General features: G+C 71.3%; 10 protein-coding genes and 2 pseudogenes. 10 read left to right on the top strand and 2 right to left on the bottom strand.

Annotation, left to right across the window (positions count from 1 at the left end):
- The coding region (locus E1286_RS16895) for a VanW family protein (RefSeq protein ID WP_223190035.1) at positions 1–1807 on the top strand (1807 nt) is incomplete at its 5' end.
- 232 nt (positions 1808–2039) lie between these two features.
- Here E1286_RS16895 and E1286_RS16890 read toward each other — a convergent pair.
- Complete coding sequence (locus tag E1286_RS16890) at positions 2040–3092, bottom strand: PQQ-dependent sugar dehydrogenase (protein WP_132613537.1); 1053 nt, start codon at positions 3090–3092, stop codon at positions 2040–2042.
- A gap of 128 nt (positions 3093–3220) precedes the next feature.
- Between E1286_RS16890 and E1286_RS16885 the strand changes: the two genes are divergently transcribed.
- The 5 genes from E1286_RS16885 (at position 3221) to ilvC (ending at position 10364) form a co-directional block, all read left to right on the top strand.
- Positions 3221–4039, top strand: a complete 819-nt coding sequence (locus E1286_RS16885) for a 2-hydroxyacid dehydrogenase (RefSeq protein WP_246074916.1) — start codon at positions 3221–3223, stop codon at positions 4037–4039.
- Positions 4040–4275: 236 nt separating this feature from the next.
- Complete coding sequence (locus E1286_RS16880) at positions 4276–6894, top strand: EAL domain-containing protein (protein ID WP_246074915.1); 2619 nt, start codon at positions 4276–4278, stop codon at positions 6892–6894.
- A 205-nt stretch (positions 6895–7099) separates the two neighbouring features.
- The gene (locus tag E1286_RS16875) at positions 7100–8836 is read left to right on the top strand and encodes an acetolactate synthase large subunit (protein ID WP_132613533.1); all 1737 of its coding nucleotides are present in this window, start codon (positions 7100–7102) and stop codon (positions 8834–8836) included.
- Entirely contained in the window at positions 8833–9357 is a 525-nt protein-coding gene (gene ilvN / locus E1286_RS16870; protein ID WP_132613531.1) for an acetolactate synthase small subunit, read from the top strand. The genes E1286_RS16875 and ilvN overlap by 4 nt, the downstream gene beginning before the upstream one ends.
- 23 nt (positions 9358–9380) lie before the next feature.
- Positions 9381–10364 (top strand): ketol-acid reductoisomerase, encoded by a 984-nt coding sequence (ilvC, locus tag E1286_RS16865; RefSeq protein WP_132613545.1) that lies wholly within the window; start codon positions 9381–9383, stop codon positions 10362–10364.
- 129 nt (positions 10365–10493) lie between these two features.
- On the opposite strand, the gene E1286_RS51280 is transcribed toward ilvC, so the two are convergent.
- Positions 10494–10628 (bottom strand): hypothetical protein, encoded by a 135-nt coding sequence (locus tag E1286_RS51280; RefSeq protein WP_281282686.1) that lies wholly within the window; start codon positions 10626–10628, stop codon positions 10494–10496.
- A 301-nt stretch (positions 10629–10929) separates the two neighbouring features.
- Between E1286_RS51280 and E1286_RS52055 the strand changes: the two are divergent.
- The 4 genes and pseudogenes from E1286_RS52055 to map all read left to right on the top strand — a co-directional run.
- A pseudogene (locus E1286_RS52055) lies at positions 10930–11127 on the top strand (helix-turn-helix domain-containing protein); the annotation flags it as partial.
- Between the two features lie 22 nt (positions 11128–11149).
- Positions 11150–11314, top strand: a pseudogene (locus tag E1286_RS52050) (hypothetical protein); the annotation flags it as partial.
- Positions 11315–11439: 125 nt separating this feature from the next.
- Positions 11440–11655, top strand: a complete 216-nt coding sequence (locus E1286_RS50255; protein ID WP_246074914.1) for a type 2 periplasmic-binding domain-containing protein — start codon at positions 11440–11442, stop codon at positions 11653–11655.
- 38 nt (positions 11656–11693) lie between these two features.
- Positions 11694–12461, top strand: coding sequence for a type I methionyl aminopeptidase (gene map, locus E1286_RS16855; RefSeq protein ID WP_132613529.1), 768 nt, complete (start codon positions 11694–11696; stop codon positions 12459–12461).
- Positions 12462–12468: the final 7 nt, after the last annotated feature.

Below are 12468 nucleotides of genomic sequence, written 5' to 3'. Positions count from 1 at the left end.
GGGCGGACCCTCAGGCAGCGGCATGCTGCCCCCGCCCGCGCCGCCCGCGCAGCCCTGGCCGATGGCCGGCAAGGAGAAGCCCTCCGCGCCCATGTTCGGCTCCGAGCCCGAGCGGCCGCCGGCGTACGACCCTGAGCCGCCCAGGCGCCGCCGGCTGCTGCCCGGCCTGGTGACCCTCGTCGTCCTGCTCGGGGTGCTGGCGTACGTGGTGCCGGCCGTGCTCATGTCGGGGTCGGTGCTGCGCGGCACGCACGTGGCCGGCGTGGACATCGGCGGCCTCACCGTGACGCAGGCGGCCGACAAACTCCGCACCGAGCTCGGCGCGCAGCTCAGCGCGCCCGTCGTCGTGCAGATCGGCGACAGGAAAGAGACCCTCCAGCCCCAGGAGGCCGGGCTCGAACTCGACGTCGTCGGCACGATCGGGCAGGCCCCCAGCGGCTTCCCCACCCCCGCTGAGGTGTGGCGCGGCCTCACCGGCACGACCGAGCTGCAGCCGGAGATCAGCGTCGACGCCTCCCAGCTCACCAGGCTCGTCGAGGGCCTGGCCGAGACCGTCGACCAGCCGGCCGCCGAAGGCCGGGTGTTCTTCGCCGGGCTGCAGCCCAGGTCCCGTCGCCCCGCCGACGGCGTGGTGCTCGACCGCGACGACGCCGTGCGCAAGATCGGTGACGCCTTCATGAGCGGCGGCGGCACGCTCCGGCTGGCCCTGCGCCCCGCCACGCCCGTCACCACCCCCGAGGCCGTCGCTGACGCGCTGGAGAAGGCCAGGCAGGCCGTCGCCGCGCCGATCACGCTCGCCCTCGGCGTCAAGCGGGTGCAGCTGCCGCAGACCGTGATCGCCGCGAACCTGACGTACGTCTCCGACGGAGAGGGCGGGCTCGCGCCGCGGTTCGACGCCGAGGCCGCTTTGGCCGGCATGGAGAGCAGCCTGGTGGACGCGGCGCAGCTGCCGCGCGACGCGACGTACGAGATCGTGGCCGGCAAGCCCGTCCTGGTGCCGGCGCGCACCGGGCGCGGGGTCGACGACCGGCAGCTGGCCAGGGCCGCCGAGGAAATCTTCGCCGAGGGCGGCGACCGGACGATCCCCGTTCGGCTCGAGGCCATCGCGCCCGCCGTGCAGACCTCGCAGATCGACGGGCTCGGCATCAACGAGCTGGTCAGCTCGTTCACCACGACGTTCGCGTGCTGCCAGGAGCGGGTGAAGAACATCCAGCGCATGGCGCAGGAGCTCGACGGGCACGTGGTCAAGCCGGGGGAGACGTTCTCGCTGAACGATCTCGCGGGCGAGCCGACGGTCGGCGACGGCTACGTCGAGGCGGGGCAGATCGTCGACGGCCGGATGGTGACGATGGTCGGCGGCGGCGTCGCGCAGGTCGCGACCACGATGTACAACGCGGCGTTCTTCGGCGGTTTCGAGGACGTGGAGCACCGGCCGGTCCAGTACTCCACCACCGGCTATCCCGCCGGGCGGGACGCGGACCTGGTGTACCCGGACGTCGATCTCAAGTGGCGCAACGACTCCGACAACGGGGTGCTCATCAAGACGGCGTACACCGACACGTCGGTCACCGTCACGCTGTGGGGTACGAAGCGGTACGAGAAGATCGAGGCGGTCGAGTCGGAACCGCGGGACTTCACCCCGTTCCGGCGTGAGACCAGCACGTCGCCGGAGTGCGTGCCGACGACGGGGCAGCAGGGGTTCACGATCGACGTCACGCGGGTGTTCCACGAGGACGGCAAGGTCGCCAAGAAGGATCCGAAGCTGACCACCGAGTACCGCCCCCAACCCCAGCTCACCTGCACCTGACCCTTCGGCGCCGAGGCCGGACCCGGACCACCGTCCGCGGGGTCCTGCCTTGTCCCTTCGGCGCCGAGGCCTGAACGGGTGACCACCATCCCGGTGCTTCGGGGTGGTGAGCCTGCGGGAAGGGGGCGCATGCCCCTTTCGTCCCCCAAAGGGACTTCGGCCCTGTGCGGCGGGGCAGCCGCCCGGGGCCGCCGTCCTGCGAACGGGGGAAGCCCGGGTGGACGGAGGCCGGTCAGGAGGTCGGGGTGAGGGAGACGATGCGGTCGTCGCCCTGACGGGGGGAGCCGCGGCCGTCCTTGTTGCTGGTGCCCACCCACAGGGTGCCGTCGGGGGCGTTGGCGACGGCACGGAGACGGCCGTAGCGGTCGGCCAGGTGGGCCACCGGCCGACCGGCCGAGCCGTCCTGCCCCAAGGGGACCTGCCAGAGCCGTTCACCGCGCAGCGCCCCGACCCACAACGACCCGTCCGCGTACACCATCCCCGAGGGCGACGCCTCGTCGGTGGTCCAGGTGAGGATCGGGTTCACGAAGCGCGGATCGTCGCCGCGCCCCTCGACCTCGGGCCATCCGTAGTTGGCCCCCGCTCTGATCAGGTTGACCTCGTCGTAGGAGCTGGCGCCGAACTCCGAGGCGTACAGCCGCCCTGACGGGTCCCAGGCCAGCCCCTGGACGTTGCGGTGCCCGTAGCTGTAGACGAGGGTGCCGAACGGGTTGCCCGGCGCGGGCGCCCCGTCCGGGGTCATGCGCAGGATCTTGCCGCCGAGCGAGTCGCGCCGCTGGGCCAGCTCGCCGTCGCCGACCTCGCCGGTGGTGGCGTACAGGTGCCCGTCGGGCCCGAACGCCAGCCGCCCGCCGTTGTGGATGCCGCCCTTCGGGATGCCCTGGACGATCACCCGAGGTTCGGCCAGCGTGTCGCCGGTCAGCCGGTAGCGGACGATCCGGTTGTCCTGCTCCGCCGTGTAGTAGAGGAAGACCTGGTCGCCCCGCACGGCCACGCCCATCAGCCCGCCCTCGCCGTCGGGCCGCACCCCCTCGATCGTCGCCAGCTCCCGTACATCACCGGCCGGGCTCACCCGCAGCAGGCGGGCGGTGTCGCGCTCGGTCACCAGCGCGTCGCCGCCGGGCAGGAAGGCGATCCCCCACGGCACCGACAGGTTCGTCGCGACGTCCTTCGGTTCGCCGGGGGCGGCCTCGGCCGACACGGCGGCCGTGGGGAGCACCTCCCCGCCGCCGGCGGAACACGCGGTGACGACGGCCATCAGCATGATCGTCCAGAGCTTCCTCATGTGTTCCATACTTCCCTCGGAGTCGTAAGGTTCTCGGCATGAAGACCTGGGTTCCGTCCGATGCGGTGGCCGATGCGCTTTCCGGCCTTCCGGGGGTTGATTGCGCTGTTTACGATGGCACGTCCCCGATGCCGGAAGGCGTGGCGGACGTCGAGGTGTGGATCCCGCCGCTGCTCAGCGTGCCCGACGTCCCCGGAACGCTGGCCAGGATGACCTCGCTGCGGCTGCTGCAGACCGTGACGGCGGGCGTGGACGCGTACCGGCCGCACATGCCGCAGGGCGCGGTGCTGTGCAACGCGCGCGGCGTCCACGACGCCGGCACCGCCGAGTGGGCGGTCGGAGCGATGATCGCGGTGCTCAGGGAGTTCCCCGCTTTCGTCGACGCCCAGCGCCGCGGCGAGTGGACCTACCGCCACACCGGCGTGCTGGCCGACTCGACCGTGCTCATCCTCGGCTACGGCTCCATCGGCGCCGCGCTCGAACGCCGCCTGGCCGGCTTCGAGGTCGAGGTCGTCCGCGTGGCACGCAGCGCCCGCGACGGCGTGCACGCGATGGAGGAACTGCCCGCGCTGCTGCCCGCCGCCGACGTCGTCGTGCTGCTGGTGCCGGCCACGCCCGACACGGCGGGGATGGTGGGCGCCAAGTTCCTCGCCCGGATGAAGGACGGGGCCGTGCTGGTCAACGCGGCGCGGGGCGGCGTCGTCGACACCGACGCCCTGGTCGCGGAGCTCAAGACCGGCAGGCTGCGGGCCGCGCTCGACGTGACGGCGCCCGAGCCGCTGCCCGAGGGCCACCCGCTCTGGAGCGCTCCCGGCGTGCTGATCACCCCCCACGTCGCGGGCAGCACCCCCGCCTCCGGGCGGCGCATGCTGCGCCTGATCCGCGCCCAGCTGGAGCGCTATCTCGCCGGAGAAGAGCTGATCAACGTCATCACCGAAGCGTACTGAGAGGAATCCGGAACGTGTCAGGTCCGTGACCTTCGGTGCGTACGGTTGCGCTTGCGGGAAGTTCCTGACTCACTGTCAAGGGGTTCTTGGCGGCGATTGGTCTGTGTGGTTATCAGATCGGTGACGACATCGGCGTTGTCACCACCCGCGCACCCACGACCGCACACACTGGCGAAGTGATCGACCGGACTTCGGCGGTCGCAGGTGCAGAGTACGAGACGGGATGGGCAACGACTGTGATCCGCTGGCGTGATCCACGGGTGCCGCCGGCCGCCGCAGCGGCCGCAGGCGTGGTGGCGGTCGCCGCCGCGCTCCTGGCGCACGTTCCTGCCTCGGTCACCGGCGCGGTCGCCGGAGGCCTCGCGGCGCTGGTCGCCGCCGCGTCTCTGCTGGTCGCCTCGGTCCGCCAGGCGGCCACACACCGTCAGACGGCCTCGGCCGCGCGCTGGATGGGCGGCGGCGCCGTCATCTGGGCCGCCGGGGTGGCGCTGCGGCCGTTCGCCGAAAGCTTCGTCGTCAACTTCGCCGACATGTTCGTGCTGCTCGGCACGGTGGTCACGGCGGGCGGCGCGCTGGTCGCGGCCGACCGCGTGTTCCCCGCGGCCTCGGCCCTGCGGCGCCTGAGCGACGCCTACCTGTGCACGGCCTCGATCTTCCTCGTCGGCTGGGTGGTGGCGCTGCGGCAGGTCTACGCCGACACGGGCGACGCCGGCACGTTCACGCTCGTCATGCTGCCGCCCATGGTGGCGCTGCTGGTGACGTGCGCCGTGATCCCGCCGGTGCTCACCAGCACGTCGTCCTCGTGGTTGCTCGGCGTGGCCGGCGGCGGCGTGCTGGCCGCGATGACCGTGGCCGGGGTCGGCACGGCGGTCGCCCGGCTGCGCGACGGCGAGCCGCAGCTGTGGAGCGTCCTGCTCGCGCCGGTCGTGTTCCTGCTGCTCGCGGCGGTCCCGTGGGGGCCGCGCCCGCGGGTGGCCGGACGCGCCGTGATCGGCCACGCCGTCGCGCTGGCACCGCTCGTGCTGGTGTCCGTGGCCGCCTGCACGATCCTCGCCCACCTGGCGGGCGGCCGGCCGGGGCAGCCGGTGACGGGCGTCGTGGTGGTCGCGGTGTCGGTGGTGCTGCTCCTGCTCGTGCGCCTGTTCGTGCTCGCCGCCGTCAACTCCCGGCTGCGCGGCCTGGTCCGCACCGGCGAGCGGCAGCTCATGGAGCTGGCCGAGAGCACCGGCGACGTGGTGTTCGTCTGCGACCACGACGGCGTCGTCCGCGAGATAGGCCCCGGCGTCGAGGTCACGTACGGCTACCCTCCCGACGAGCTGGTCGGCGGCTCGATCTTCGACTACATCCATCCGGAGGACGTGCCGGGCATCCAGCTCGCCATGCGCGCGATGCATCCCGACGAGGAGAGCCCGTCGCCCGGCGCGTGCATGATCGCCTGCCGCGTACGCGCGGCCGACGGCACGTGGCGGCCCACCGAGTCGGTCGCCACCCGCCACGTCGGCGGCGACGACCTGATGCTGGTGACCACCAGAGACGTCAGCGACCAGGAGGCCCTGCGCAACCAGGTCGCCCACCTGACCTTCCACGACGGCGTCACGGGGCTGCCCAACCGCGCCTACTTCGAGGAGCGCACCCGCGAGGTGCTCTCCGGCCGCACGTCGGGAAACGTCGCGGTCATCTTCCTCGACCTCGACGGGTTCACCTCGGTCAACGACTCGGTCGGCCACGCCAGCGGCGACTACCTGCTCGGGCAGGCGGCCCGCCGGCTGCGCGGCGCCGTCCGCGCCGACGACACGCTGGCCCGGTGGGGCGGCGACGAGTTCGCGGTGCTGGTGGAGACCGGCGGCGAGGCGCAGGTCGCGGTCGACCTTGCCGAGCGGCTGGTGCGCACGGTCTCGCAGGAGCCGTTCCGGGTCGCCGACCGCGACGTGGCGCTCACGGCGAGCGTGGGCGTGGCCTTCACCGAGGACGGCATGCCGGCCGGTGACCTCATCCGCAACGCCGACGTGGCGATGGCACGCTCTAAGGAGCTGGGCGGCCGACGCGTCGAGGTGTTCGCCGCCCAGATGCACGCCGACGTCGTACGCCGCCTGGAGCTCGCGGCCGACCTGCAGCGGGCGCTGATCGACCAGCAGTTCGCGATCGAGTACCAACCGGTGGTCGACCTGGCCACCTCGCGGGTGACCGCGGTGGAGGCGCTGGTGCGCTGGTTGCGCGGCTCGGAGTTCGTGCCGCCTGAGCAGTTCCTCGGCCCGGCCGAGGACACCGGGCTGATCGTGCCGCTGGGCGAGTGGATCCTGCGCGAGGCGTGCCGCGAGGTGGCCGCCTGGCGGGCCTCGTCGTGGGACATCGGGCTGTCGCTCAACCTGTCGGCGCGCCAGATCACGGCGCCCAGGTTCGTCGAGACCGTGGCGGACGCGCTGGCCGAGAGCGGGCTGCCCGCCTCGGCGCTGACCCTGGAAGTCATCGAGGAGATGCTGGTCGAGGACGCCGACGAGACCGTCAGGCGCCTGTCGGAGCTGCGTTCGCTCGGCGTGCGGCTGGCGATCGACGACTTCGGCACCGGCTACGCGTCGCTGGCGTTCCTGCGGCAGCTGCCCGTCGACATGATCAAGATCGACCCGTCGTTCGTGGCGGGGCTGGGCAGCGACGACACGCTGACGCTGCTCACCCGGACGATCGTGCGGCTCGGTCACGACCTCGGGCTCACCGTGGTGGCCGAGGGGATCGAGCGTCCGGAGCAGCTCGAGCTGCTCAAGCAGATGGGCTGCACGCGCGGGCAGGGCTTCCTGGTGGCGCGTCCGATGGCGGCGCGCGGGGTCGACTCGCTGATGCGGACGAGTCTCACTGTTTGAGACTTGGTGTCCACCAAGTTGACACCGGGGCGTTCGGAGCGGCTATGGTGTTGAACATGCTTCGCAGTGAGATTCTCGTAGTACTTCGCCGGCGCGCAGGCCGATAGCGAAGCACGACGACCTGCGCGCCGCCCCAGCCCCGCCGTTCGGTGGGACGGGGCATTTTTTATGTCCTTAAGCGAGTAGCCACGCAAGGAACGAGCCGATGACCGAACGGATGACAGGTGCACAGGCCCTGGTCAGGGCGCTGGAGCACGTGGGAGTCGACACAGTGTTCGGGATCCCGGGCGGTGCCATCCTCCCGGCCTACGATCCTCTCTACGACTCGACCAAGGTCCGGCACGTGCTCGTACGGCATGAGCAGGGTGCGGGGCACGCGGCCGAGGGCTACGCGCAGGCGACCGGCAGGGTCGGGGTGTGCATGGCGACGAGCGGCCCAGGGGCGACCAACTTGGTGACGCCGATCGCCGACGCGTTCATGGACTCGGTGCCGATCGTGGCGATCACCGGCCAGGTGGCCTCGTCGATGATCGGCACGGACGCGTTCCAGGAGTCCGACATCTCCGGCATCACCATGCCGATCACCAAGCACAACTTTCTGGTCACCGACGCCGACGACATCCCTCGTACGATCATGGAGGCCTTCCACATCGCCTCCACCGGCCGGCCCGGCCCTGTTCTCGTGGACATCTCGAAGGACGCCCTGCAGGCGCAGACCGAGTTCCGCTGGCCGCCCACCATGCAGCTGCCCGGCTACCGCCCGGTCACCCGGCCCCACTCCAAGCAGATCCGCGAGGCCGCCAAGCTGATCGCCGAGTCCAAGCGACCGGTCCTGTACGTCGGCGGCGGCGTGCACAAGGCCCGCGCCTCCACCGAGCTGCTGGAGCTGGCCGAGCTGGCGGACATCCCGGTGGTCACCACGCTGATGGCGCGCGGAACGTTCCCCGACGGCCATCCGCAGCACCTCGGCATGCCCGGCATGCACGGCAGCGTCTCCGCGGTCGGCGCGCTGCAGAAGTCCGACCTGATCATCGGCCTGGGCGTGCGCTTCGACGACCGGGTGACCGGCGACCTGTCGACGTTCGCGCCGCGCGCGAAGATCGTGCACGCCGACATCGACCCGGCCGAGATCTCCAAGAACCGCCACGCCGACGTGCCGATCGTCGGCGACTGCAGGGAGGTCATCACCGACCTGATCGCCGCGATCCGGGCCTCCGGTCAGAAGGGCGACTACAGCGACTGGTGGAAGCTGCTCAACGGCCTCAAGGAGACCTACCCCCTGGGCTACGACACGGCCGACGACGGCTCCCTGGCCCCGCAGTACGTCATGGAGCGGCTGAGCGCGATCGTCGGCCCCGACGCCTACTACGTCTCCGGCGTCGGCCAGCACCAGATGTGGGCCGCGCAGTTCATCGAGTACGAGAAGCCCGGCACGTTCATCAACTCCGGCGGTCTCGGCACGATGGGCTTCGCCGTCCCGGCCGCGATGGGCGCCAAGATGGGGTGCCCCGACGCCACGGTGTGGGCCATCGACGGCGACGGCTGCTTCCAGATGACCAACCAGGAGCTCGCCACCTGCGCCATCGAGGGGGTGCCGATCAAGATCGCCGTGATCAACAACGGTAACCTCGGCATGGTGCGCCAGTGGCAGACGCTCTTCTACGACGAGCGTTACTCCAACACCGACCTGCAGACCACGCGCCGCATCCCCGACTTCGTCAAGCTGGCCGAGGCCTATGGTTGTGTGGGCCTGCGCTGTGAGCGTCCGGAGGACGTGGACGCCGTGATCGAGAAGGCCATGGAGATCAACGACGTGCCTGTCGTGATCGACTTCGTCGTCCACCAGGACGCCATGGTCTGGCCCATGATCGCGGGAGGCGCCAGCAACGACACCATCCAGATCGCCGTGGACATGGCGCCGAAGTGGGAGAACGAGGAATGACCAGACACACGCTGTCGGTGCTTGTCGAGAACAAGCCGGGTGTCCTCGCGCGGGTGTCGGCGCTGTTCAGCCGGCGCGGGTTCAACATCGACTCGCTCGCGGTCGGGCCCACCGAGCATGACGACATCTCCCGCATCACCATCGTGGTGAACGTCGAGGAGCTGCCGCTGGAGCAGGTCACCAAGCAGCTCAACAAGCTGGTGAACGTGCTGAAGATCGTCGAGCTCGACCCGGCGCAGTCCGTGCAGCGTGAGCTGATGCTGATCAAGGTCAAGGCCGACGCCGAGAGCCGTTCCCACGTGCTGGAGCTCGTCCAGCTCTTCCGGGCGCGCTGCGTAGACGTCGCGGCCGACGCCGTGACCATCGAGGTCACCGGCACACACGACAAGCTGGAGGCGTTCATCAAGGTTCTCGAGCCGTTCGGGATCAAAGAACTCGTCCAGTCGGGCATGGTGGCCATCGGCCGCGGCGCCCGTTCCATCACCGACCGGTCCCTCAGGGCATTGGACCGTACCGCCTGAAAGGTTTAGAGCAAGTGACCGATATTTACTACGACGACCAGGCCGACCTGTCCATCATCCAGGGACGCCACGTGGCCGTGCTGGGGTACGGCAGCCAGGGCCACGCCCACGCGCTTTCGCTTCGTGACTCCGGTGTGGACGTGCGCGTCGGCCTGCCGGAGGGCTCCAAGAGCCGCGAGAAGGCCGAGAACGACGGCCTGCGCGTGCTCACCCCGGCCGAGGCGGTCGAAGAGGCCAACCTCACGATGATCCTCGCGCCCGACCACATCCAGCGCCACCTGTACGCCGAGCACGTCGCCCCCAACCTGGTCGAGGGCGACGCGCTGTTCTTCGGCCACGGCCTCAACATCCGCTACGGCCTCATCGAGGCCCCCGAGGGCGTCGACGTCTGCATGGTCGCCCCCAAGGGCCCCGGCCACCTCGTGCGCCGCCAGTTCGAGGCCGGGCGCGGTGTGCCCGTCCTCGTGGCCGTCGAGAAGGACGCCTCCGGCAAGGCCCTCGACCTCGCGCTGTCGTACGCCAAGGGCATCGGCGGCACGCGGGCCGGCGCGCTGCGCACCACGTTCAAGGAGGAGACGGAGACCGACCTGTTCGGCGAGCAGGCCGTGCTGTGCGGCGGCGTCTCCGAGCTGATCAAGGCGGGCTTCGACACGCTCATCGAGGCCGGCTACCAGCCCGAGGTCGCCTACTTCGAGTGCCTGCACGAGATGAAGCTCATCGTCGACCTCATGTACGAGGGCGGCATCTCGAAGATGTACTGGTCGGTCTCCGACACGGCCGAGTACGGCGGCTACACCCGCGGCCCGCGCATCGTCAACGAGGAGACCCGTCAGGAGATGCGCCGCATCCTGGGCGAGGTCCAGGACGGCACCTTCGCCCGGCAGCTCGTCGAGGAGTTCGACGGCGGCCAGCAGGAGTTCAAGCGTTACCGCGCCGAGCTGGCCGAGGACGCCATCGAGAAGACCGGCGCCAAGCTCCGCCCGATGATGAGCTGGCTCAAGGCCTGACCGACGCAGGAGCGCGGCGGGCGGGGGTTCCCGCCCGCCGTCTCTGTCACAGCGTCATCCGCAGGACGACCTTCCCGACGGTACCCTCGGCCGCCAGGTCCGTCAGCGCCTGACCGGCCTGGGGAGCTCCTACTCGCCGCCGGTCAGCGGGCGCACCCGCCCGGCGGCGGCGAGCTCGATCAGGCCGGCCAGCGGCTCGGCCGCGGTGCTTCCCGTCAGGCGCAGGTGCGCGCCCGGCCAGTAGCCCCCGACCGCGCGGTGCATCGACCGGTCTTGGGTCGGCGCCGCCCGAGGTCCCGTACGTGATGAGGCGGCCGAACCGGGCCAGCGCGGCGGGCGCGGCGTCGAACACGGGGCCGCCCATCGCGTCCAGCACCACGTTCACCGGCGAGCCGCCGTCGGCGTCGATCACCCGCGCGGCGTAGCCGTCCGCGGCGCCGTCGATCGCCGCGCCGAGGCCCGCGCCGTTCGGCACGCATCACTCTCATGGACCCCGACGCTAGGGCCGGCCCGCCGGGCATGCCATCGGGCGGTGTTTCTGCGTGTTGCGGAACGTACGCCTGTCATGCGTTCTCGTCGCATGAACGATCTCACCGCGACCGAACTGCGCGTCCTCGTGGCAGTGGACGGGGAGGGCAGCGTGTCGGCGGCCGGGGCCCGGCTCGGGCTGACCCAGTCGGCAGTCTCGCACGCGCTGCGCGCCGCCGAGCGCAAGATGGAGACCGTGCTGTTCGACCGCGGGCGCGGCGGCGCCCGGGCCACCGCGGCGGGGCAGGCGGCGCCATCCCCGGGTCACCGTGGACGTGCGCATCGTGCCCGACCTGGGCAGAGGCATCGCCGGCGAGGTGGCCGACGGACGGGCCGACGTGAGGGTCGTCTCCCTTCCTGTGCACGTCGAGGGCCTGCTCGGCCAGGAGCTGTACGCCGAGCCGTACGTGCCGGCCCATCCGGCCGGCCACCCGGATTCGCGCTCGCTGCCGATGATCGACTGGCCCGAGAACTGCTCGGGCGACACCCGGCCGCGCAGGAGTGGATCCCGCCCGGCGACATCACGGTCGAGGACGACGGGGTGGTCATGTCCATGGTCGGTCACGGGGTCGGCGCGGCGATCTTGCCGAGGCTGTCGGCCGTGGGGGCGCCGCCCAAGGTGGCCACGGCCGAGCTCGGCGACGGAGGACCGCTGCGTCGTGTGGGCTACGTGACCACTCGTGAGCTCGCCGGATCGGCGCTGATCGGCGATCTGCTCGACGAACTGCGCACCCTGTCGTCCGCCGGACGTGCCGGAGCGTGATAATAATACCGGTATTATTATCGACGCAGGGAGGCGAAGTGATCGAGCTCAAGTCGGCCGGGGAGATCGAGACCATGCGGGAGGCGGGCCGGGTGGTCGCCGCCGTGCACGCCGCGGTGCGCGGGAGCGCGGGTGTCGGAGTGTCGCTCCAGCAGCTCGACGAGGTGGCCAGGACGGTCATCGAGGAGGCGCGGGCGGGGGCGTCGTTCCTCGGTTACCACCCGTCGTTCGGCGCGACGCCGTACCCGGGGGTGATCTGCACCTCGGTCAACGGGGTCATGCTGCATGGGCTGCCCACGTCGTACCGGCTGCGCGACGGCGACCTGATCAGCGTCGACTGCGCCGCGTACGTCGACGGCTGGCACGCCGACGGCACGGTCAGCTTCACGGTGGGGCACTCCCGTGCGGAGGACCTCAAGCTGATCAGGGTCGCGGAGGAGACGCTCGCCGCGGGCATCGAGGCGGCCCTGCCCGGCGGCCGGATGGGCGACATCGGCCACGCCATGTCCACGGTCGGCCGCGGCGCCGGCTACGGCATGCAGAACGACTTCGGCGGCCACGGCATCGGCCGGGCCATGCACGAGTCGCCGTTTGTCCCCAACGAGGCCCACAGGGGGCGTGGGCTGCGGCTGCGGCCCGGGCTGGTGATCGCGATCGAGCCCAGTCTGATGGCCGGCGGCGACGACGAGTACGTCATGGCCTCCGACGGCTGGTCGGTGTGCTCCGGCGACGGGAGCAGGAGCGTCCACGTCGAGCACACCGTGGCGATCACCGAGAACGGCCCTGTCATCCTCACGCTGCCGTAGGCGGGCG

This window comes from Nonomuraea terrae (assembly GCF_004348995.1).
Lineage (GTDB): Bacteria > Actinomycetota > Actinomycetes > Streptosporangiales > Streptosporangiaceae > Nonomuraea > Nonomuraea terrae.
Note: the sequence above shows the minus strand (reverse complement) of the source record. Positions and strands in the feature narration are given on the sequence as shown.

Bases quoted from the DNA above. Each gene is read 5' to 3' on its own strand.
- E1286_RS16890 (WP_132613537.1), bottom strand. From the start codon at position 3,092: ATGAGGAAGCTCTGGACGATCATGCTGATGGCCGTCGTCACCGCGTGT.
- E1286_RS16885 (WP_246074916.1), top strand. From the start codon at position 3,221: ATGCCGGAAGGCGTGGCGGACGTCGAGGTGTGGATCCCGCCGCTGCTC.
- E1286_RS16875 (WP_132613533.1), top strand. From the start codon at position 7,100: ATGACCGAACGGATGACAGGTGCACAGGCCCTGGTCAGGGCGCTGGAG.
- ilvN (WP_132613531.1), top strand. From the start codon at position 8,833: ATGACCAGACACACGCTGTCGGTGCTTGTCGAGAACAAGCCGGGTGTC.
- E1286_RS51280 (WP_281282686.1), bottom strand. From the start codon at position 10,628: ATGCACCGCGCGGTCGGGGGCTACTGGCCGGGCGCGCACCTGCGCCTG.
- E1286_RS50255 (WP_246074914.1), top strand. From the start codon at position 11,440: ATGTCCATGGTCGGTCACGGGGTCGGCGCGGCGATCTTGCCGAGGCTG.